Below are 23,050 nucleotides of genomic sequence, written 5' to 3' on the forward strand. Positions count from 1 at the left end.
TCCTTTTTTCAGGAAACCACCCAAAGGGCAGTTTCAACAGGCCAGGGACAAATCCCTGTATCTAAAAATGAGTGTTGACCATGCCTGTTAACAGCCACACTCGTTCGGTCATTCTGACCGAATCAGTCGACGCGGCGCGATGCGCCCGTCTTCGCTCACTTCACCGATACCGATAAAGCGACCGTTATGATCCTGTACCCGCACCATGCCGAACTTCGGGGCATCCGGGGCGCGTACCGGCTGGCCATTCAGCCAGTAGAACGCGCTGTGCTCCGAAAAGTGCAGCAATGGCCAATCCAGCAAACCGCTGTCCGATGGCATCAGGAAGCGATCAACCGCTTCGTTTCCGCCTTCAGCGTGTACCGCTTCCAACTCCTCCAGCGTGACCGTTTGGGCCAGGCTGAAAGGTCCGGCCTGAGTGCGTCGCAGCTCTGCAACGTACGCGCCGCAACCGAGTTGTTCACCAATATCTTCCACCAGGGTACGGATATAGGTGCCTTTGCTGCAGTCGACGGCCAAGCGTGCGGTGTCACCTTCACAGGCGAGTAATTCCAAGCGCGCAATAGTAACAGAACGCGGTTCGCGCTCCACTACTTCACCCGCACGTGCCAGCTTGTAAAGGGGCTGCCCATCACGCTTGAGGGCCGAGTACATCGGCGGTATCTGACTGATTTGCCCACGAAAAGCAGGTAAAGCCGCTTCGATATCAGCACGACCAACGGTCACGTCGCGAACCTGCAAAACATCACCTTCGGCATCAGCCGTGGTGGTGGTCTTACCCAGTTGCATCAGGGTTTCGTAACCCTTGTCGGAGTCGAGCAGATATTGCGAGAACTTGGTGGCCTCGCCAAAGCACAACGGCAGTACGCCGGTGGCCAGGGGATCGAGGCTGCCGGTGTGTCCGGCTTTCTCGGCATTGAGCAACCAGCGGACCTTCTGCAACGCAGCATTGGAGGTAAAGCCAAGCGGCTTGTCGAGCAGGATGATGCCGCTGACGTTGCGACGGATACGTTTGACCTGAGCCACCGCTTACTCCTTGGCGTCTTCAGGTGTGGATGGGTGCTGACTGTCTTCCGCCACGGCACGCTCGATCAGTGCCGACAGGTGCGCGCCACGCACGACGCTTTCGTCGTAGTGGAAGTGCAACTGGGGCACGCTGCGCAGCTTCATTTCGCGGGCTAACTGCATGCGCAGGAAACCTGCAGCAGCGTTGAGCACCTTGATGCTTTGTGCGATTTCTTCGGCACTGTCCTCACCCATCACGGTGATGAAGATCTTGGCGTGACCCACGTCACGGCTCACTTCAACGGCGGTGATAGTGACCAGGCCAACGCGCGGGTCTTTGACTTCGCGACGGATCAGTTGGGCCAGCTCGCGCTGCATCTGATCGCCGATACGCTGGGTACGGCTGTATTCTTTTGCCATGTCTTGTTACCTGTTACTGCCACACGGTGAAACCCATGGGGTCTGAAAGCGGCAAACGCCCGGCCTGACAAAAGCCAGACCGGGCGTTGCGTTTAGAGTCCGTACGCTTTGCGGGGCATTTGCATGCCCACACGCGGCGTGGCTCCGGAAGTGCGCGAGTTAGAGGCTGCGAGCAACCTGAACCTTCTCGTAGACTTCGATCTTGTCGCCAGCCTTGACGTCGTTGTAGCTCTTGACGCCGATACCGCATTCCATGCCGGCACGTACTTCAGAAGCGTCATCCTTGAAGCGGCGCAGGGATTCCAGCTCGCCTTCGAAGATAACGATGTCTTCACGCAGTACACGGATTGGACGGTTACGGTACACAGTACCTTCGATAACCATGCAACCGGCGATCGCGCCGAATTTCGGCGAGCGGAACACGTCACGTACCTCGGCGATACCCAGGATATTCTCCCGAACGTCGCTGCCAAGCATGCCGGTGAGGGCTTTCTTGACGTCTTCGATGATGTCGTAGATGACGTTGTAGTAACGCATGTCCAGGCCTTCCTGCTCGACAATCTTGCGAGCGCCAGCATCGGCACGCACGTTGAAGCCAAACAGTACAGCGTTGGAAGCCAGTGCCAGGTTGGCGTCGGACTCGGTGATACCACCGACACCGCCACCCACAACACGCACTTGCACTTCGTCGTTACCCAGGCCATTCAAGGCGCCGTTCAACGCTTCGAGGGAACCACGAACGTCAGATTTGAGGACGATATTAAGCGTCTTCTTCTCTGCCTGGCCCATGTTCTCGAAGATGTTTTCCAGCTTGCCTGCGTGAGCGCGAGCCAGTTTGACTTCGCGGAACTTGCCTTGGCGGAACAAAGCCACTTCACGGGCTTTCTTCTCGTCAGACAGCACGCTCATCTCGTCGCCAGCGTCCGGAGTACCGTCCAGGCCGAGGATCTCGACAGGGATGGAAGGACCGGCTTCCTTGATTGGCTTGCCGTTCTCGTCGAGCATGGCACGTACACGGCCATAGTTCGAACCGACCAGAACCATATCGCCTTGACGCAGAGTACCGTCTTGAACCAATACGGTTGCAACCGGGCCACGACCTTTATCGAGACGCGACTCAACCACAACACCACGACCTGGGGCCGATGGGGTTGCTTTCAGTTCAAGTACTTCAGCTTGCAGAAGGACAGCTTCGAGCAGTTCGTCCACGCCAGTACCGACTTTCGCCGAAACCGAAACGAACGGCGTATCACCGCCCCACTCTTCAGACGTCACGCCATGAACCGACAGTTCGCTACGGATGCGATCGAGATCGGCGCCCGGCTTGTCGATCTTGTTCACAGCAACAACCAGAGGAACACCAGCTGCTTTAGCATGCTGGACAGCTTCAATGGTCTGCGGCATCACGCCGTCGTCCGCTGCAACAACCAGGATCACGATGTCAGTCGCCTTGGCACCACGGGCACGCATTGCGGTAAACGCGGCGTGACCTGGGGTATCGAGGAAGGTGACCATGCCGCGCTCGGTTTCAACGTGGTACGCACCGATATGCTGGGTGATACCACCGGCTTCGCCAGCAGCTACCTTGGCACGACGGATGTAGTCGAGCAGCGAAGTCTTACCATGGTCAACGTGGCCCATTACGGTCACGACTGGCGCACGGGAGAACGTCTCACCTTCAAACTTCAGGGACTCAGCCAGGGAGTCTTCCAGAGCGGTGTCGCTGACCAGGGTCACTTTGTGGCCCAGTTCTTCGGCTACCAGTTGAGCAGTTTCCTGATCAAGCACCTGGTTGATGGTCGCTGGAGTACCCAGTTTGAACATGAACTTGATGATTTCAGCAGCCTTGACCGACATCTGGTTGGCAAGATCGCCAACAGTGATGGTCTCGCCGATCTGCACATCACGCACGACAGGGCCGGTTGGGCTCTGGAAACCGTGGGCATTGCGCTTCTTCAGCTTGGCCTTGCCACGACCACCACGACGGAAGCTATCGCTTTCTTCGTCGGTAGTACGTGGGGCAACGCGTGGAGCAGGCGCTTTCTCTTTGACCGAAGCACGATGCGGAGCGTTTTTACGCTCGCCATCGCCACCACCACCGCGACGATTGTTATCGTCGGCACGTGGTTTATCCGGACGACGAGGTTCGTCACGCTTGCGGGCATCAGCTGCAGGCGCTGGTGCTGCGGCTGCCGGAGCAGCCTCACGCACAGCCTCTACAGGAGCGCTAGGCGCGGCGACCGCTTCAGTGGAAGCAGTTTGCGCAGCAGCAGGCTGGCGACGCGCTTCTTCTTCGGCGCGACGCTTGGCTTCTTCTTCAGCCTTCTGACGTGCAGCATTTTCTACTGCGCGACGTTCATCCAGTTCGCGTTTGCGCTCGGCTTCAATTTCTTCCGGGCTGCGCTGTACGAAGACTTTCTTCTTGCGTACTTCAACGCTGATGCTCTTGCTACCCGCAACACGCAGGGTGCTGGTGGTTTTGCGCTGCAATGTAATCTTGCGCGGTTCTTCCACTTTCGCCTTGTGGCTGCTCTTCAAGTGAGTCAGCAAAGACTGCTTCTCACTATCGCTCACACCTTCATCGGCGGCGGTGTGCGGCAGACCTGCCTCACGCATCTGCTGCAACAGGCGCTCTACCGGTGTTTTGACCTCATCGGCCAGTTGTTTCACCGTGACTTGCGTCATGCACTTCTCTCCTCAGGCCGCGCCTAATTACTCGAACCAATGGGCTCGGGCGGCCATGATCAACTTGCCGGCACGATCATCGTCAATGCCGTCGATGTCGAGCAGATCGTCAATAGACTGCTCGGCCAGGTCTTCGCGGGTAATTACGCCGCGCACCGCCAGTTCCATCGCCAAATCCTTGTCCATACCCTCAAGCGAGAGCAGGTCTTCGGCCGGATGGGCGTCTGCCAGCTTTTCCTCAGTAGCGATGGCTTTAGTCAACAAACGATCCTTGGCCCGAGCGCGAAGCTCGTTGACGGTGTCTTCGTCAAAGCCGTCGATGTTGAGCATTTCTTCCAACGGTACGTAGGCAATCTCTTCCAGGCTGGTAAAGCCTTCATCTACCAGCACCTGCGCCAGGTCTTCGTCGACTTCCAACTCGTCGATGAAGTTGCGCAGGATGTCACCGGTTTCAGCTTGCTGCTTAGCCTGGATGTCCGATTCGGTCATCACGTTCAGGGTCCAGCCGGTCAATTGGCTGGCCAGACGCACGTTCTGACCACCACGACCAATGGCCTGAGCCAGATTGTCTGCGCCAACGGCGATGTCCATTGCATGGGCATCTTCGTCAACGATAATTGCCGCCACTTCAGCCGGCGACATGGCGTTGATCACGAACTGCGCCGGGTTATCGTCCCATAGGACGATGTCCACACGCTCACCGCCCAATTCGCCCGACACTGCCTGGACGCGCGAACCGCGCATACCGATGCAAGCGCCTTGCGGGTCGATGCGTTTGTCCTTGGAACGGACCGCGATCTTGGCGCGCGAACCCGGGTCGCGGGACGCAGCCATGACTTCGATCAGGCCTTCGGCAATTTCCGGCACCTCGATACGGAACAGCTCAATCAGCATTTCCGGCGCGGTACGCGACAGGATCAACTGAGGGCCACGGTTCTCGGTGCGGATTTCCTTGAGCAGCGCACGCAAACGCACGCCGACACGGAAGGTTTCGCGAGAGATGATGTCTTCGCGGGCCAGCAACGCTTCGGCGTTATTGCCCAGGTCGACGATCACATTGTCGCGGGTAACTTTTTTCACGGTGCCGGAGATGATTTCACCCAGGCGCTCGCGATAGGCGTCAACGACTTGAGCGCGCTCGGCCTCACGAACCTTCTGCACGATGACCTGCTTGGCGGTCTGTGCAGCAATGCGGCCGAACTCGATGGATTCGATCTTTTCTTCGACGACATCACCGACCTGGGCGCCTGGGTGCGTTTCAGCAACCTTGCTTGGCCAGGTTTCAATCGCCGGATCATCAAGATCGGCTTCTTCGACAACCGTCCAGCGACGGAACGTCTCGTAGGCGCCGGTGTGGCGGTTGATTTCCACACGCAGATCAACTTCGTCTTCAAAACGCTTTTTGGTAGCAGTGGCCAGGGCCAGCTCCAACGCTTCAAAAATCACGTTTGCCGGTACGCCCTTTTCATTGGATACCGACTCAACAACCAGCAGTACTTCTTTGCTCATCGTACGCCTCGCCTTTCGCAAGCCATTGGATCCGCGGGATCCGCGTCTCAGTCAAAACTGGGAATAATGTTGGCCTTGTCGATCATATCGATCGGCAACAGGAATTCATGGTCTTCTACCTGCACCACGACATCCTGTTCTTCTACACCGCGCAGAAGGCCCTGAAAGTTGCGACGCCCTTCAAACGGGGATCGCAGCTTGATCTTCACTTGTTCACCGGCAAATTTTGCAAACTGCTCAATAGTGAACAGTGGGCGTTCCATGCCTGGCGAGGAAACTTCGAGGGTATATTCAACGGAGATAGGATCTTCAACATCCAGAACACCACTGATCTGACGGCTGACAATGGCACAATCGTCCACCAGCACACCGCCCTCTTTATCGATATAAACGCGCAACATTGAGTGGCGACCTTGAGCCGAAAACTCAATACCCCAGCATTCATAGCCTAGGGCCACGACCACCGGGGCCAACAAGGCCTGCAACTCTTCTAGCTTGCTCGACACCTGAACCCCCTCGTGCATGTATGTGCATGCTGTGCAAAATAAAAAAATGGGCGAAACGCCCATCCTTGAAACGCCGTCGAACAGCGGCGTTGAAAGTGTCCAGCTAACAAAAAGCCCCTTAAAAGGGGCTCCGCTAAAACTGGTTGCGGGGGCCGGATTTGAACCGACGACCTTCGGGTTATGAGCCCGACGAGCTACCAGACTGCTCCACCCCGCGACAAAGCTGGGGCGGAAGTATACGACCGATCCCTTACAGGGTCAATGTAACCTTCCACCTACAAGAAAGCCCGCAACAGCGGGCTCTCCTGATAATTGGTACCGAGAAGGGGACTCGAACCCCTACACCCTATGGGCACAACCACCTCAAGGTTGCGTGTCTACCAATTCCACCACCTCGGCAATACAGCGTTTACAACCCTTCTTACTTTTGCTCTTGAGCTGGAGGCACGTCAGTCGCTGGAGTAGCCGACTTTTGCTCTTGAAGCACCGGGACATCATCAGAAGCCGGTTTTGCCTTTGGTACTTCCAACACTGCTGGGTTTGGCAAATCTACTTGAGTCAGCACATGAGCTTTCTCTTTAGCAAAGTAACCTAACCCTAAGCTGGTTATGAAGAAACCGGCGGCAAGTATAGCAGTAAACTTACTAAGAAAGGTAGAGGAACCTTGGCTTCCGAACACAGTATTTGAAGCACCTGCACCGAAAGACGCACCAGCATCCGCACCTTTACCCTGTTGCAACAAAACCAAGGCAACTACGCCCAAGGCAGCCAACAGATGAAAAACGACTACGACTGTTTCCAGCATTTTTTCAGTTTCCCGCGGCGCGACAAATCGCACCGAACTCATCTGCATTCAGGGAAGCTCCACCAATGAGCCCCCCATCGATATCCGGCATGCCGAACAGTTCGACCGCATTGGCCGCCTTCACGCTGCCGCCGTATAGAAGCCGCACACCTTGTGCGACTTCAGAATTCTCTGCCGCTAACTGAGCGCGGATGGCTGCGTGCACATCCTGCGCCTGTTGCGGTGTAGCAGTCAGCCCGGTACCAATGGCCCAGACCGGCTCGTAAGCAATTACCGCTTTTGCGAACGCACCAACACCCAGCTCCTCGATGATGCTGCCAAGCTGACGCGAGACAACCTCAAGAGTTTTGCCTGATTCACGCTGCTCAAGGGTTTCCCCAATACACAACACCGGAATCAAGCCACAAGCCTGTGCCGCTGCGAACTTGCGATTGAGTGTCCCGTCACGCTCGCCCATCATCTGGCGGCGCTCGGAGTGCCCAACAAGCACATAGGAACAACCCGCATCAACCAGCTGACTCGGTGCAACTTCTCCGGTCAACGCACCTTGCATGGCTTCCACCGCAGAATTCTGCGCGCCGACCTGAATCGACTTACCTTTCAAGCCATCAACCACTTGGGTGATATGCAAGCAAGGCGGGAACACCGCGATATCAACACCGCTGGGCAAGGCCAAGTGACGAAGGCCATTGATCAGCTCAGCGACACTGGCGCGGGTACCGTGCATCTTCCAGTTACCAGCTACCATAGTGCGACGCATGCTGTACCTCGTCGGTCAAAGTGGGCGCAGATGTTACCCAACCACATCACCACTGGCAAGCCGAATTCAGGCGCAAACTTCAGTTACCAGTTTTGCCAGGTCTTCGGCATGGCCGCGAACCTGTATTTCGTCGTCACCTTCAACCATAACGCGCACCAGAGGCTCTGTGCCGGACTTGCGCAGCAATACCCGTCCGCGACCAGCCATTGCCAACGTCGCGCGCTCGCAAGCCTCTTTCACAGCAGGATGCTCAATCGGGTTTTCCCCACCTGCGAAACGCACGTTAAGCAATACCTGCGGGCACTTGCGTAAAGCCTGGCGCGCCTGAGCCAGGCTCTCTTCGCGGCGGCGCAAGGCCAATAGCACCTGCAACGCCGCAATAATCGCGTCACCGGTGGTCGTGTGCTGGAAGCACACCACGTGCCCGGAGTTCTCGCCACCTACCTGCCAGTTACGCTCCAGCAGCTCGGCGATAACATACCGGTCACCGACGTTGGCACGAACAAAAGGAATACCCAGGTCTGCCAACGCCAGCTCAAGCCCAAGGTTGCTCATCAGCGTACCGACGACACCGCCTTGCAACTTGTTACGCTCATGCAGGTCGCGGGCAATGATGAACAACAGATCATCGCCATCGACCACGGCACCCGTGTGATCAACCATCAGCACGCGGTCGCCGTCACCGTCGAAGGCAATCCCGAGGTCGGCATGTTCGGCCAGGACAGCGGCCTGCAACTGCTCCATATGGGTGGAGCCGCAGTTTTCGTTGATGTTCAATCCGTTGGGCTGAGCCGACAGCACTGTCACGTCCGCCCCCAGCTCCTTGAATACGCTTGGCGCGACTTTGTAGGTCGCACCATGGGCGCAGTCGACAACAATCTTCAGGCCGGCAAAATTGGTGCTGGTTGGCACACTGCTTTTGCAGAACTCGATATAACGACCTGACGCGTCGTTGATTCGGGACACCTTGCCCAACTTACTGGACTCGACCACGGTCATCGGCGCATCCAACAATTCTTCGATCATCAGCTCAATCTCGTCCGGCAACTTGGTGCCCTGACCGGAAAAGAACTTGATGCCATTGTCGTCATGTGGATTGTGCGAAGCACTGATCACAATACCGGCCTCAGCGTGAAAGGTACGCGTCAGGTATGCAATCGCCGGCGTCGGCATTGGCCCCAGCAACATTACATCGGCGCCTGCGGCGGATAAGCCGGCCTCAAGCGCTGATTCAAACATGTATCCCGAAATTCGGGTGTCCTTGCCCACCAGGATGCGGCACGCCCCCATGCTGCGGAACGCCATACCCGCCGCCCATCCAAGCTTGAGCATGAAATCAGGAGTAATCGGAAACTCGCCGACCCGACCACGGATACCGTCGGTGCCAAAGTATTTTTTAGTCATAAGTGCTCCATCATTCTTATTCGGCTGATTCCACAGCTGCAATCATGCGTACCACATCCACGGTCTCAGCAACGTCATGCACGCGCAAGATGCGCGCACCCTTGGTCACCGCAAGCGCCGCCAGCGCAAGACCGCCGTACAACCGCTCACCCACCGGACGGCTCAATGCCAGCCCTATCATGCTCTTGCGCGAAACACCGACCAACAGGGGCCGACCAAGGGCATGCAAGGACTCCATGTGTTTGAACAAACTCAAATTGTGTTGCAGGGTCTTGGCGAAACCAAACCCCGGATCAAGGATGATCCTTTCCGGCGCAATACCTACCGCAGCGCATTGGGCAACACGCTCGGAGAGAAAACCACTCACCTCACCAACCAGGTCATCATAGTGCGGGTTGTCCTGCATATTGCCGGGCTCACCCAGCATATGCATCAAACACACCGGCAAACCGGTAGCTGCAGCTGCATCCAGAGCGCCGTCGCGCCGCAGGGACCGCACATCATTGATCAAGCCGGCACCTAATCGAGCAGTCTCACGCATCACGGCCGGGGTGGAGGTATCAACCGAAATAATCACATCCAACTCTCGAGCGATGCGCTCGACAATCGGCGCCACGCGCTCCAACTCTTCCAGAGGAGAAACAACGCGAGCACCAGGCCGAGTCGATTCACCACCGACATCAATCAAGGTCGCGCCGGCCGCCACCATGGCTTCTGCGTGACGCAATGCAGCATCAAGCTGGCTGAAGCGGCCACCATCGGAAAAGGAGTCAGGGGTTACATTAAGAATGCCCATAACATGTGTATGGGCCAAATCAAGAACCCGGTTGCCGCAAGGCAACCGGGGGGAGGACGAAGCAAAAGTCATTTCAAACCTTAATGGTCAGCTGCCGGGCCACCGATCGGGGTTTCAGGGCGCTCGTTCTGAACCACAGGCGGGGTGCCCGAAGTACCCGAACCACCTTCCCAATCACGAGGTTCACGAGGTACCCGACCGGCCATAATGTCGTCGATCTGGTCAGCATCGATCGTCTCGTACTTCATCAATGCATCAGCCATTGCATCAAGCTTGTCGCGATTATCGGTCAGGATCTGTTTGGCCGTGCCATAGCACTGGTCAATGATACTGCGCACCTCAGAGTCGATCAGCTTGGCTGTCTCACCGGAGAAACTGGCGTTTTGACCACCGCCGCCACGACCCAGGAATACTTCACCTTCTTCCTCGGCGTACATCAAAGGACCGAGTTTTTCCGACAAGCCCCACTTCGTCACCATGTTTCGCGCAATCTGGCTGGCACGCATGATGTCGTTGGAAGCCCCAGTGGTCACACCGTCGAAGCCCAGGGTCATCTCTTCAGCGATTCGACCGCCGTACAGCGAGCAAATCTGACTGATCAGCGCACGCTTGGAGAGGCTGTAACGATCCTCTTCCGGCAGGAACATGGTGACACCCAAGGCGCGACCACGAGGAATGATAGACACTTTATAAACTGGATCATGCTCAGGCACGACGCGCCCCACAATGGCGTGACCGGCTTCGTGATAAGCAGTGTTCTGCTTCTCTTTTTCGGACATGACCATGGATTTGCGCTCGGCACCCATCATGATCTTGTCTTTCGCCAGCTCAAACTCTTTCATTTCAACGATGCGCTTACCGGTACGGGCTGCAAACAGCGAAGCCTCGTTCACCAGGTTGGCCAAGTCAGCACCCGAGAACCCAGGGGTACCACGGGCAATCACAGCCGGTGCGACGTCGTCGCCCATCGGCACTTTGCGCATGTGCACTTTCAGGATTTGTTCGCGTCCACGGATATCTGGCAAGCCAACCACAACCTGACGGTCAAAACGACCTGGACGCAGCAGCGCAGGGTCCAGCACGTCCGGGCGGTTGGTTGCAGCGATGACGATAATGCCGTCATTCATCTCAAAACCATCCATCTCGACCAGCAACTGGTTGAGGGTCTGCTCACGTTCATCGTGACCACCGCCCATGCCAGCACCACGATGCCGACCAACGGCGTCGATTTCATCGATGAAGATGATGCATGGCGCATGTTTCTTGGCCTGTTCGAACATGTCGCGGACGCGGCTCGCACCGACACCGACGAACATTTCAACAAAGTCAGAACCGGAAATGGTGAAGAACGGCACCTTGGCTTCGCCGGCAATCGCCTTAGCCAGCAAGGTTTTACCGGTACCCGGAGGACCGACCATCAGCACGCCACGAGGAATACGCCCACCCAGTCGCTGGAATTTGCCCGGATCGCGCAAAAACTCAACCAACTCGCCGACTTCTTCCTTGGCTTCGTCGCAACCCGCCACGTCAGCCAGGGTCGTTTTCACTTGATCCTCAGAGAGCAGGCGAGCCTTGCTCTTGCCGAAGCTCATCGGCCCACCCTTGCCTCCCGCACCACCTTGCATCTGGCGCATGAAGAACATGAACACGGCGATAATCACCAAGATCGGGAAGCTGGCCACCAGAAGTTGAGTCCAGATGCTCTGCTGCTCAGGCTGCTTGCCTTCGACAACCACGTGGTTATCCACCAAGTCGCCGATCAGACCGTTGTCCTGAATTGCCGGACGAATGGTCTTGAAGCTATCGCCATCGTTGCGTTTGCCGGTGATCACGTAGCCATCAACCGCTACGCGCTCGACCTTGCCATCCTTAACTTGCTGGATGAAGTCGGAATAGTTGAGGGTCTGCGGCTCGTTAGGACTGGAGAAGTTGTTCATCACCGTCACGAGAACAGCCGCGATGATCAACCACAGGATCAGATTCTTTGCCATATCGTTCAATTAACTACCCTCTGAAGCAAGCTCCGCTACTGGCGCGCGCTTCGCATGATATTCACCGGCCTAACTTACTACATTACCTACAACTCTGGCAGGCGCCGTCTGTAACCCTTTGTGAAACTTTGACTACACAATATTCGTAAAGCTTCGTGACGAAAGCGATATAAAAAAACCTATCGCCCTCCTCGAATTTCTCAAAAACGCTCTTCACTCGCCGCGCCTTCGACGCCACGGAAGCCGCGACACAGCAGGTATTGCTCTCTGGACCTGTCCCGAGAAGAGTCAGGCTTACGCGTCTGCACCTTATCGAACAACTTGCGAATGTTCTTGTGGTACTCGTCGAAACCTTCTCCCTGGAACACCTTCACCAGAAAATCACCACCGGGACGCAACACCCGACCTGCCAAATCCAGCGCCAATTCGCAAAGGAACATGGCGCGTGGCATATCAACGGCCGGTAATCCACTCATATTGGGGGCCATGTCGGAAATCACAAGGTCTACCTGCGAATTTCCCACAGCCTCAAGAATCTGGGCGAGCACCGCGTCCTGGGTAAAGTCTCCATGAACAAAGGTCACATCCGGAATGCTGTCCATTTCCAGAATGTCGGAAGCGATCAGGCGACCTTGCCCACCAATCAGACGACTGGTCACCTGGGACCAACCACCGGGGGCCGCGCCAAGATCGATAACGCTCATGCCTGGACGAATCAATTTGTCCTTGTCCTGGATCTCCAACAGCTTGTAGCTGGCCCGGGAACGATAGCCATCCTTCTGCGCCTTTTTGACGTAAGGATCGTTGAAATGCTCTTGCAGCCACTTAAGGCTAGTTTTGGAACGGGCCACGGGCCACCTCGAAAATAAAACGGGTCGTGATTAACTGGGCGGTCCCGGACTCGCTCGGGTAAACTGGCCGCCGCTTTTTACAAGATCAGACGCAGGGGTCAGATTATGCCGCTCACTCAAGAGCAGAAGAAACAGTACAAATCCATTGGCCACCATCTGAAACCAGTTCTGATTGTGGCAGACAACGGTTTGACTGAAGGTGTGTTAGCCGAACTTGAACGCGCATTGGGCGATCACGAACTGATCAAGATCAAGGTCAACATCCTTGACCGCGAAGCGCGCCTGGCCGCTATTGCAGAACTCTGCAAGGTGGGCAAGGCAGACCTGGTTCAGGTCATCGGCAAGATGGCGCTGCTGTATCGCAAGAACTTCAGCGTCAACAAGCAACTGTCGAACGTACACCGCTTCAAGTAATAAAAAGGGTCACGGGCGTGCTTCGCGCGCCCCGCCACTCCATCCCGGCGCCGGCTGTATAACCAGCACAAGGCCGGAAAACCCTAGCACAAGATAGCTGAACAACTGCCAGCGCAACGCTTCCGGCAACCACACATGCACAACGCAATACATTGCACACGCGTACAGCGCCATCAACAGCAGTTGGCCGCGAATATCCCGCCACAAACTCTCCAAGCCTTCAGCCCAGACCAGCACCAACACCTGAAGCGCTACGCACGCCGCCGCGAAACCCACCAGCAGCGCACTCAATAATCCATCGATCTCATCGATCAGCAACGGAGCCAGGCCAATCAGGCCCAGCGCCGGCAATACACCTATGTGCAACAACCACAGGCCGCCCACCCAAAGCATCTGGGAGAGCTGCCAAAGCATAGCGCCCGCGCGAAGCGGGCGCCGCCTTTCAGATGTGACGAACTTCAACAATCTCGTACTCGATCACGCCACCTGGGGTTTTTACAGACACCACGTCACCCTCTTCCTTGGCGATCAGGGCACGGGCCAGGGGTGAGCCGACGGAGATCTTGCCGAGTTTGAAGTCAGCCTCGTCCTCTCCCACGATGTGGTAGACCACGCTTTCGTCGGTCTCGACGTTGGCGATTTCCACGGTGGTGCCGAAAATCACCTTGCCGGTGTGCGGGATAGTCGTGACGTCGATGATCACCGCGTTCTGCATACGGCCTTCGATGTCACGGATCCGCGCCTCGACCATACCCTGCTGCTCGCGAGCAGCGTGGTATTCCGCGTTTTCCTTCAAATCACCCAGCTCGCGGGCCGTACCGATGTCCTGGCTCAGCTTTGGACGTACGACCTTGGTCAGATGGGCGTGCTCCTCTTCCAGGGCCTTGGCGCCCTGGACGGTCATTGGGTATTTGATCATGCCTTCAATCCTGCGTGTAGATCCTGCAAGCGACGCACGGTCTTTTCCGGACCGAACTTGAGCGCTTCGCAGATAGCTTCGCCAGCAGCAATAGTGGTGGTGCAGTAGATCTTGTGCTGCAGGGCATTACGGCGAATGGAGTAGGAATCCGCGATCGACTGGCGACCTTCGGTGGTGTTGATGATCAGTGTGACTTCGTCATTCTTGATCATGTCGACCACATGCGGACGGCCTTCCGTCACCTTGTTCACGCGGCGAACTTTCAAGCCAGCCGCCTCGATCAGCTTGGCGGTCCCGGCAGTCGCCACGACTTCAAAGCCCAAGTTGATCAGATCGCGTGCCACGCCTGCAACCAACGGCTTGTCATCATCGCGCACGCTGATAAACGCAGTACCGCCGGTCGGCAGCACTTCGCTCGCGCCCATTTGCGCCTTGGCGAACGCTTCACCGAAGGTATCGCCCACGCCCATCACTTCACCGGTGGACTTCATCTCTGGGCCCAGGATCGGGTCCACACCAGGGAATTTGGCGAATGGGAACACAGCCTCTTTCACACTGTAGAAGTTCGGAATGATTTCCTTGGTGAAGCCAATTTCCTTAAGGGTCTTACCGGCCATCACACGAGCAGCGATCATCGCCAGGGACACACCGATACACTTGGAAACAAACGGCACGGTACGCGAAGCACGCGGGTTGACTTCGATGACGTAGATGTCTTCGCCTTGCAGCGCCAACTGTACGTTCATCAGGCCAACCACGCCCAACTCCAGGGCCATTTTCTTGACCTGTTCGCGCATCTCATCCTGGATGTGCGCCGGCAGCGAATACGGCGGCAGCGAGCACGCGGAGTCACCAGAGTGAACGCCCGCCTGTTCGATGTGCTGCATGATTGCGCCGATGACCACGTCGGTACCGTCGCAAACCGCATCCACGTCCATCTCGATGGCGCAGTTGAGGAAGTGGTCCAGCAGCACCGGGCTGTCGTTGGACACTTTCACCGCATCACGCAGGTAACGCTTGAGCTCTTCTTCTTCGTAGACGATTTCCATCGCCCGGCCGCCCAGCACGTAGGACGGACGCACCACCAACGGGTAGCCGATCTTGCTGGCCGCACGGATGGCTTCGTCTTCGCTGCGCACGGTGGCGTTTGGCGGCTGACGCAGGTTCAGGCGCTCAACCATTTGCTGGAAGCGCTCACGGTCTTCAGCACGGTCGATGGCGTCAGGGCTGGTGCCGATAATTGGTACGCCAGCGGCTTCCAGGGCACGTGCCAGTTTCAGCGGGGTTTGGCCGCCATACTGGACGATCACGCCTTTTGGCTTCTCGACGCGGCAGATTTCCAGCACGTCTTCCAGCGTTACCGGCTCGAAGTACAGACGGTCGGAAGTGTCGTAGTCAGTGGAAACAGTTTCCGGGTTGCAGTTGACCATGATGGTCTCGTACCCGTCTTCGCGAAGCGCAAGGGCGGCGTGTACGCAGCAATAGTCGAATTCGATGCCCTGGCCAATACGGTTAGGACCACCGCCCAGGATGATAATCTTGTCGCGGCCCGACGGTGCGGCTTCGCACTCTTCCTCGTAGGTGGAGTACAGGTACGCAGTGTCGGTGGCGAACTCGGCGGCGCAGGTGTCAACGCGCTTGTAGACCGGGAAGATATCCAGCTTGTGGCGATGCGTGCGCAGGTTCTTCTCGGTCACACCCAGCAGCTTGGCCAGGCGCTGGTCGGAGAAGCCCTTGCGCTTGAGGCGGAACATCAGGTCGCGGTCGATAGACGACAGACCGAGGGTCTTGACCTTCTCTTCTTCCTTGATCAGATCTTCGATCTGCACCAGGAACCACGGATCGATCATGTTCATGCCGAAGATGTCTTCAACGGTCATGCCGGCACGGAAAGCATCGGCTACGTACCAGATGCGCTCGGCGCCCGGCACGGTCAGCTCGCGCTTGAGAACGCTCATGCTTTCCGGGTTGCTCAGGTCAAGCTTCTCGTCCAGACCGCAAACACCCACTTCCAGGCCACGCAGGGCTTTCTGCAGGGATTCCTGGAAGGTCCGGCCGATAGCCATGACTTCACCGACCGACTTCATCTGAGTGGTCAGGCGCGCATCGGCTTTCGGGAATTTCTCGAAAGCAAAGCGTGGCAACTTGGTCACGACGTAGTCGATGGACGGCTCGAAAGACGCCGGCGTAGCGCCGCCCGTGATTTCGTTTTGCAGTTCGTCCAAGGTGTAACCGATGGCCAGCTTGGCGGCGATACGTGCAATCGGGAAGCCGGTAGCTTTCGATGCCAGCGCCGAAGAACGCGATACACGCGGGTTCATCTCGATCACGACCATGCGGCCTGTGTTCGGGCAGATGCCGAACTGAACGTTGGAACCACCGGTTTCAACGCCGATCTCACGCAATACCGCCAACGAGGCGTTACGCATGATCTGGTATTCCTTGTCCGTCAGGGTCTGTGCCGGAGCAACGGTGATCGAGTCGCCAGTGTGGACACCCATCGGGTCGAAGTTTTCGATGGAGCAGACGATGATGCAGTTGTCCTTTTTATCGCGGACAACCTCCATCTCATACTCTTTCCAGCCGATCAGGGATTCGTCGATCAGCAGCTCTTTAGTCGGCGACAGATCCAGGCCACGCGCGCAGATTTCTTCGAACTCTTCACGGTTGTAAGCAATGCCACCACCGGTGCCGCCCATGGTGAAGGACGGACGGATAATGCACGGGAAGCCCAGCTTTTCGAGAACTGCGTTGGCCTCCTCCATGCTGTGGGCGATACCGGAGCGCGGGCAGTCAAGGCCGATGGACTTCATGGCCTTGTCGAAGCGCGAACGGTCTTCAGCCTTGTCGATGGTGTCAGCGTTGGCGCCGATCATCTCTACACCGAATTTTTCCAGGACGCCTTCGCGCTCCAGGTCCAAGGCGCAGTTCAGTGCAGTCTGGCCGCCCATGGTCGGCAGCAGTGCGTCTGGGCGCTCTTTCTCGATGATCTTGGCAACCGTCTGCCACTTGATCGGCTCGATGTAGGTGGCGTCAGCCATGTCCGGATCGGTCATGATGGTGGCCGGGTTGGAGTTCACCAGGATGACGCGGTAACCCTCTTCGCGCAGGGCTTTACAGGCCTGGGCGCCGGAGTAGTCGAATTCGCAGGCCTGGCCGATCACGATCGGGCCAGCGCCGAGAATCAGGATGCTTTTTATGTCTGTACGTTTTGGCATGGGTTTGTCACTCAAATCCGCAGGTCAGTCGGCAAGCCGTCTTGAACATCTTCGAAGAGCCTGCGGGGACCACCAATGCAGGGGCCGCCCGCAGGCCACTCAGTCAGCGTCGCTTGGCCATCTCATTGATGAAACGGTCGAACAGCGGCGCTACGTCGTTCGGGCCCGGGCTTGCTTCAGGGTGGCCCTGGAAGCTGAACGCGCTCTTGTCAGTACGCTCGATGCCTTGCAGGGAACCGTCGAACAACGACTTGTGAATCGCGCGGACATTGCTCGGCAAGGTCGCTTCATCTACCGCAAAACCGTGGTTCTGGCTGGTGATCATCACAACGCCCGTGTCCAGATCTTGCACAGGGTGGTTGGCACCATGATGGCCATGACCCATTTTCAGGGTCTTGGCGCCGGAGGCCAGCGCCAGCAGTTGGTGACCGAGGCAGATACCAAATACCGGAATCTCGGTTTCCAGCACTTCCTTGATAGCCTGGATGGCGTAGTCACAAGGCTCCGGATCACCCGGGCCGTTGGACAGGAACACACCGTCAGGTTGCAGGGCCAGCACATCGCTGGCAGGTGTTTGCGCCGGCACCACGGTCACGCGGCAACCACGCTCGACCAGCATGCGCAGGATGTTGTACTTGACGCCGTAGTCGTATGCGACCACGTGATACGGCAGGTCAGCCGCTTCGATAGTCTCGTGGCTGTCGGTCTTCAAGTCCCAGACCGTGGAGCGCCACTCGTACTGTTCCTTGGTGCTGACAACTTTCGCCAGGTCCATGCCTTTCAGGCCAGGGAAGCCTTGCGCTGCAGCAATCGCCGCGGCTTCGGAAATATTGTCACCGACCATGATGCAGCCGTTCTGCGAGCCCTTTTCACGCAGGATGCGAGTCAGGCGGCGCGTATCGATACCGGCGATCGCCACAACGTTGTTGGCTTTCAGGTAATCGGACAGCGACATTGTGTTACGCCAGTTGCTGGCAACCAGTGGCAGATCACGAATGACCAGACCTGCCGACCAGACACGATCAGACTCGACGTCTTCCGGCGTAGTACCGGTGTTGCCGATGTGCGGATAGGTCAGGGTAACGATCTGTTGGGCGTAGGAAGGATCGGTAAGGATTTCCTGATAGCCGGTCATGGCGGTGTTAAACACCACCTCTCCAACGGTCTGACCGTCGGCTCCAATGGCTTCGCCGCGAAAAATGCTGCCATCAGCAAGGGCGAGTATGGCTGGCTTAGTCAAGAAGACCTCCCGTAAATAAAGCCTGAAAGGGCGATCGCAGGTTGTAAAAAAGCGGAGTGACGTATGGACACGTCACCCCGCTTCTTCACTGAATTATTCTGCGCGCTTTTAGTGGACACACTAAAGCTGTAGCTTACAGAAAAAGGCTTTTTTGGTCCACCGCTAATGAGCCTTAAAGGCAGGAGAATGCGACAGGACGTCGCTTAGCGGGTAAAAACGGGGCCTTAGGATAATCCTGAGGCCCCGTTTTAGCTACTGATTAGTGCAGATCCAACACATCGCGCATGTCGTACAGACCAGGCTCGCGACCTTCCAACCAGAGCGCAGCACGCACCGCGCCCTTGGCGAATGTCATGCGACTGGAAGCCTTGTGAGTAATTTCCAGGCGCTCGCCCTCGGTAGCGAACAATACCGTGTGATCGCCTACGACATCACCGCCACGGACGGTCGCAAAACCAATGGTGTCACGCGCACGCGCACCGGTATGCCCTTCGCGACCGTAAACCGCCACCTTGGACAGATCACGCCCCAGCGCATCAGCAATAGCTTCACCCATGCGCAGCGCCGTCCCCGACGGAGCATCGATCTTGTGGCGGTGATGAGTCTCGATAATCTCGATATCCGCCTCATCCCCCAGCACGCGCGCCGCCATATCCAACAACTTGAGCGACAGGTTCACGCCAACGCTGAAGTTGGCAGCGAAGACGACAGGAATATCCTTACCCGCCTCGACCAGCAACTGCTTCTGCTCAGCAGTCAAACCCGTGGTACCGATCACCATCGCCTTGCCCGCCTTGCGGCAGAACGCGAGGTTTTTCAGCATCACCTCCGGCAGGGTGAAGTCGATCAACACATCGAATTCGTCAGCAACCTGCTCCAGATTGCCGGACAACGAAACACCGATACGCCCCAGCGAAGCCAACTCACCAGCATCCGCACCGATCAACGTGCTGCCGGGACGCACAATCGCAGCAGTCAGCCCAGAGGCCGGGGAACGCTGCTGCACCGCTTCGACCAGCGTCTTGCCCATGCGCCCGGCAGCGCCCATTACGGCTATACGTCGCATATTCACTTCCTTACAGGTCACCGAAGAAACGTTTCACGCCTTCGAAGAAGCCAGTGGTTTTCGGCGAATGGGTGTCATCCCCCTCCAGTGAACTGCGGAACTCCTCAAGCAGCTCACGCTGACGACGACCCAGATTGACCGGGGTCTCCACCGCAACGCGACACATCAGGTCGCCAGCACCGCCACCGCGCACCGGAGCTACGCCTTTGCCACGGATACGGAACTGCTTGCCGGTCTGCGTCCCCTCAGGGATCTTGAGCTTCACTCGACCGTCGAGAGTCGGGATCTCCAACTCACCACCCAAGGCAGCATCGACAAAACTGATGGGTACTTCACAGAACAGGTGCTTGCCGTCGCGCTGGAAGATCGAGTGCTCGCGCACATTGATCACCACGTACAGGTCGCCAGTTGGACCACCCTGAGTACCGGCCTCTCCCTCACCCGACAGACGAATACGGTCTCCGGTATCCACGCCCGCCGGCACTTTCACCGCCAAGGTCTTGTACTCTTCGACGCGACCTTCGCCGTGGCAGGAGTCGCACGGATCGGAAATGATCTTGCCCTGCCCATGGCAACGTGGACAGGTCTGCTGCACGGAGAAGAAACCCTGCTGCATACGGACCTGACCGATACCGCCGCACGTCGGGCAAGTAATCGGCGAGGAGCCTTTCTTGGCCCCCGAACCATCACACGGTTTGCAGTTAACCAGCGTCGGCACGCGAATATTGACGCTGGTGCCGCGCACAGCTTCTTCCAGGTTCAGCTCCAGGGTGTAACGCAGGTCGCTGCCACGCTGGGCACCACCACGCTGACCACCCCGACCACCACCAAAGAAGTCACTGAATACATCACCGAAAATATCGGAGAAGTTCTGACCACCAAAACCGGCACCGCCGCCACCCATGCTCGGATCGACACCGGCATGTCCATACTGGTCGTAGGCTGCACGCTTGTTGGGATCAGACAGACATTCGTAGGCCTCGTTGGCCTCTTTGAACATCTCTTCGGATTCTTTGCTATCCGGATTACGGTCCGGGTGGTGCTTCATTGCCAGGCGACGGTAAGCCTTTTTCAGGTCCGCCTCGCTGGAGCCGCGCTCCACACCCAATACTTCGTAATAGTCACGCTTTGCCATAAGTCTTTGCACTCTTAAGGACGTTCAGCCAGACCCTCCTGAGCCCGACCAAACTCGTTGAGCCCCAATACAGGCCCGGACCCAACTCACGTCAATTCAACGATCCTGGTCATTACTACTTTTTAGCCAGGGACCCGGCCAAAAACGCGGTATTTATTGCTCGGGAAGCAGGAGCATCCCCGATCACACCGCCAACATCCGAACGCTGTCGCATGCTGTAAAAATTCGCATACCCCAGACACGCCAACGCGGGAGCAAGCTCCCGCGCGGCGACATCCTACCAGTCACCGCTTGATAGCGGTCAACCGGGCGAGCAACTTACTTCTTGTCTGTAACTTCTTCGAACTCGGCATCGACAACATCGTCTTTAGCTTCAGGCTCTGCTTTTTGAGCAGCACCGTCAGCTGGCTGAGCCTGTTCGGCGTACATTTTTTGAGCCACTGGCGCGGAGACTTTCGACAGCTCTTCAACCTTGGCTTCAATAGCAGCCTTGTCGTCGCCCTTAACAGCGGCTTCGAGGGCAACCACAGCAGCTTCGATTGCAGCCTTCTCTTCAGCGGTCACTTTCTCGCCAGCATCAGCGATCATTTTGCGCGTCGAGTGAACCAGTGCGTCGCCCTGGTTACGGGCACCTGCCAACTCTTCGAACTTCTTGTCAGCTTCAGCATTGGTTTCAGCGTCACGGATCATCTGTTGAATTTCTTCATCAGACAGACCGGAGTTGGCCTTGATGGTGATCTTCTGCTCTTTACCGGTAGCCTTGTCTTTCGCACCTACGTGCAGAATGCCGTTGGCGTCGATGTCGAAGGTCACTTCAATTTGTGGCACGCCACGTGGCGCTGGCGGAATCTCAGCCAGGTCGAACTTGCCCAGGGACTTGTTCTGAGCAGCCTGTTTGCGCTCACCTTGCAGCACGTGAATAGTTACAGCGCCTTGGTTGTCATCAGCAGTCGAGAACACTTGGGATTTCTTGGTAGGAATCGTGGTGTTTTTCTCGATCAGCGCAGTCATCACGCCACCCATGGTTTCGATACCCAGGGTCAGCGGGCTTACGTCCAGCAGCAACACGTCTTTCACGTCGCCGGCCAATACCGCACCCTGGATGGCAGCACCCATGGCAACAGCTTCGTCCGGGTTCACGTCTTTACGTGCTTCTTTACCGAAGAACTCGGTGACCAACTTCTGAACCAGTGGCATACGGGTCTGACCGCCTACCAGAATCACGTCGTTGATCGCACCAACATCGATCCCGGAGTCTTTCAATGCAATGCGGCAAGGCTCGATAGTGCGCTGAACCAGGTCTTCAACCAGCGCTTCCAACTTGGCGCGAGAGATCTTCACGTTCAAGTGCTTAGGACCGGTAGCGTCTGCAGTGATGTACGGCAGGTTAACGTCAGTCGACTGAGCAGAAGACAGCTCGATCTTGGCTTTTTCAGCGGCTTCTTTCAGGCGCTGCATCGCCAGCGGATCACCCTTGAGGTTCATGCCGCTTTCTTTCTTGAATTCGTCAACGAGGTAGTCGATAAGACGAATGTCAAAGTCTTCACCACCCAGGAAGGTGTCGCCGTTAGTGGCCAACACTTCGAACTGGTGCTCGCCGTCTACTTCGGCAATCTCGATCACGGAAACGTCAAACGTACCGCCACCCAGGTCATAAACGATCACGGTGTGATCGCCTTTAGCCTTGTCCATACCGTAAGCCAGAGCAGCTGCGGTCGGTTCGTTGATGATACGTTTTACGTCCAGGCCCGCGATGCGGCCGGCGTCTTTGGTCGCCTGGCGCTGGCTGTCGTTGAAGTAGGCCGGAACGGTGATCACCGCTTCAGTCACTGTCTCACCCAGGTAATCTTCGGCAGTCTTCTTCATCTTCTTCAAGATTTCAGCCGAGATTTGCGGTGGCGACATTTTCTGGCCATTTACTTCAACCCAGGCGTCACCGTTGTCAGCCTTGGCGATTTTGTAAGGGACCATCTTGATGTCTTTCTGTACGACTTCTTCGTCGAACTTACGACCGATCAGGCGCTTCACCGCGTACAGGGTGTTATGCGGGTTGGTCACAGCCTGACGCTTGGCCGACTGACCAACGAGGATTTCACCATCGTTGGCGTAAGCGATGATCGACGGCGTGGTACGCGCGCCTTCGGCGTTTTCGATTACTTTTGCAACGCCGTTTTCCAGCACGGAGACGCAGGAGTTGGTGGTCCCCAGGTCAATACCGATAATTTTGCCCATGATTTACTCTCCCGAAACTTGAATTGGGTTGCCGCAGCAGTGGTGGCTAACTGCGGTAGCACTTAAACGCTTGACTTATAGATGGGGGCCTTGC

General features: G+C 57.0%; 19 protein-coding genes and 2 tRNA genes. 1 reads left to right on the forward strand and 20 read right to left on the reverse strand.

All coding sequences use genetic code 11. The features are described 5' to 3' along the window. Positions 1-108: 108 nt before the first annotated feature. The 13 genes from truB to rlmE form a co-directional block, all read right to left on the reverse strand. Positions 109-1,026 carry a tRNA pseudouridine(55) synthase TruB gene (gene truB, locus AD670_RS23005; RefSeq protein WP_053137784.1) on the reverse strand — a complete coding sequence of 306 codons (918 nt, stop codon included), beginning with the start codon at positions 1,024-1,026 and terminating at the stop codon, positions 109-111. 3 nt (positions 1,027-1,029) lie between these two features. Then, on the reverse strand, positions 1,030-1,425 hold the full coding sequence (gene rbfA, locus AD670_RS23010; protein WP_053137787.1) for a 30S ribosome-binding factor RbfA: 396 nt from the start codon (positions 1,423-1,425) through the stop codon (positions 1,030-1,032). 159 nt (positions 1,426-1,584) lie between these two features. After that, positions 1,585-4,110 carry a translation initiation factor IF-2 gene (gene infB / locus AD670_RS23015; RefSeq protein WP_053137792.1) on the reverse strand — a complete coding sequence of 842 codons (2,526 nt, stop codon included), beginning with the start codon at positions 4,108-4,110 and terminating at the stop codon, positions 1,585-1,587. 27 nt (positions 4,111-4,137) lie between these two features. Then, positions 4,138-5,619 carry a transcription termination factor NusA gene (nusA, locus tag AD670_RS23020; RefSeq protein WP_003212187.1) on the reverse strand — a complete coding sequence of 494 codons (1,482 nt, stop codon included), beginning with the start codon at positions 5,617-5,619 and terminating at the stop codon, positions 4,138-4,140. A gap of 47 nt (positions 5,620-5,666) precedes the next feature. Beyond that, complete coding sequence (gene rimP, locus AD670_RS23025) at positions 5,667-6,125, reverse strand: ribosome maturation factor RimP (RefSeq protein WP_038843818.1); 459 nt, start codon at positions 6,123-6,125, stop codon at positions 5,667-5,669. 140 nt (positions 6,126-6,265) lie between these two features. Beyond that, positions 6,266-6,342 (reverse strand) — tRNA-Met (locus tag AD670_RS23030). A 96-nt stretch (positions 6,343-6,438) separates the two neighbouring features. Next, positions 6,439-6,524: transfer RNA gene (locus tag AD670_RS23035), tRNA-Leu, on the reverse strand. Between the two features lie 22 nt (positions 6,525-6,546). Next, complete coding sequence (gene secG / locus AD670_RS31155) at positions 6,547-6,930, reverse strand: preprotein translocase subunit SecG (protein WP_082341032.1); 384 nt, start codon at positions 6,928-6,930, stop codon at positions 6,547-6,549. A 4-nt stretch (positions 6,931-6,934) separates the two neighbouring features. Then, a complete protein-coding gene (gene tpiA / locus AD670_RS23040) occupies positions 6,935-7,690 on the reverse strand; it encodes a triose-phosphate isomerase (RefSeq protein WP_053137795.1) in 756 nt (251 codons plus the stop codon). A gap of 66 nt (positions 7,691-7,756) precedes the next feature. After that, complete coding sequence (glmM, locus tag AD670_RS23045) at positions 7,757-9,094, reverse strand: phosphoglucosamine mutase (protein ID WP_053137798.1); 1,338 nt, start codon at positions 9,092-9,094, stop codon at positions 7,757-7,759. Positions 9,095-9,110: 16 nt separating this feature from the next. Next, positions 9,111-9,962 (reverse strand): dihydropteroate synthase, encoded by an 852-nt coding sequence (gene folP, locus AD670_RS23050; protein ID WP_053137800.1) that lies wholly within the window; start codon positions 9,960-9,962, stop codon positions 9,111-9,113. Positions 9,963-9,970: 8 nt separating this feature from the next. Next, positions 9,971-11,881, reverse strand: a complete 1,911-nt coding sequence (ftsH, locus tag AD670_RS23055; RefSeq protein ID WP_053137803.1) for an ATP-dependent zinc metalloprotease FtsH — start codon at positions 11,879-11,881, stop codon at positions 9,971-9,973. Positions 11,882-12,081: 200 nt separating this feature from the next. After that, positions 12,082-12,732 (reverse strand): 23S rRNA (uridine(2552)-2'-O)-methyltransferase RlmE, encoded by a 651-nt coding sequence (gene rlmE, locus AD670_RS23060; protein ID WP_032862906.1) that lies wholly within the window; start codon positions 12,730-12,732, stop codon positions 12,082-12,084. Positions 12,733-12,837: 105 nt separating this feature from the next. Between rlmE and AD670_RS23065 the strand changes: the two genes are divergently transcribed. After that, a complete protein-coding gene (locus tag AD670_RS23065; protein WP_017139256.1) occupies positions 12,838-13,146 on the forward strand; it encodes a YhbY family RNA-binding protein in 309 nt (102 codons plus the stop codon). A gap of 9 nt (positions 13,147-13,155) precedes the next feature. Here AD670_RS23065 and AD670_RS23070 read toward each other — a convergent pair whose 3' ends face one another. The 7 genes from AD670_RS23070 to dnaK form a co-directional block, all read right to left on the reverse strand. Next, a complete protein-coding gene (locus AD670_RS23070) occupies positions 13,156-13,560 on the reverse strand; it encodes a hypothetical protein (RefSeq protein WP_053137806.1) in 405 nt (134 codons plus the stop codon). A gap of 28 nt (positions 13,561-13,588) precedes the next feature. Then, positions 13,589-14,065 (reverse strand): transcription elongation factor GreA, encoded by a 477-nt coding sequence (gene greA / locus AD670_RS23075; RefSeq protein WP_053137809.1) that lies wholly within the window; start codon positions 14,063-14,065, stop codon positions 13,589-13,591. Further along, on the reverse strand, positions 14,062-17,283 hold the full coding sequence (gene carB / locus AD670_RS23080; RefSeq protein WP_053137812.1) for a carbamoyl-phosphate synthase large subunit: 3,222 nt from the start codon (positions 17,281-17,283) through the stop codon (positions 14,062-14,064). Before carB ends, greA begins: the two co-directional genes overlap by 4 nt. A 103-nt stretch (positions 17,284-17,386) precedes the next feature. Then, positions 17,387-18,523, reverse strand: coding sequence for a glutamine-hydrolyzing carbamoyl-phosphate synthase small subunit (gene carA, locus AD670_RS23085; RefSeq protein ID WP_027605361.1), 1,137 nt, complete (start codon positions 18,521-18,523; stop codon positions 17,387-17,389). A 259-nt stretch (positions 18,524-18,782) separates the two neighbouring features. Next, complete coding sequence (gene dapB / locus AD670_RS23090; protein WP_053137815.1) at positions 18,783-19,589, reverse strand: 4-hydroxy-tetrahydrodipicolinate reductase; 807 nt, start codon at positions 19,587-19,589, stop codon at positions 18,783-18,785. A 10-nt stretch (positions 19,590-19,599) separates the two neighbouring features. Continuing rightward, complete coding sequence (dnaJ, locus tag AD670_RS23095) at positions 19,600-20,724, reverse strand: molecular chaperone DnaJ (RefSeq protein WP_053137818.1); 1,125 nt, start codon at positions 20,722-20,724, stop codon at positions 19,600-19,602. A gap of 318 nt (positions 20,725-21,042) precedes the next feature. Next, complete coding sequence (gene dnaK, locus AD670_RS23100) at positions 21,043-22,956, reverse strand: molecular chaperone DnaK (protein WP_053137821.1); 1,914 nt, start codon at positions 22,954-22,956, stop codon at positions 21,043-21,045. Between the last annotated feature and the right edge of the window lie 94 nt (positions 22,957-23,050).

This window comes from Pseudomonas sp. MIACH (genome assembly GCF_001269925.1).
In the GTDB taxonomy this organism is placed as follows: domain Bacteria; phylum Pseudomonadota; class Gammaproteobacteria; order Pseudomonadales; family Pseudomonadaceae; genus Aquipseudomonas.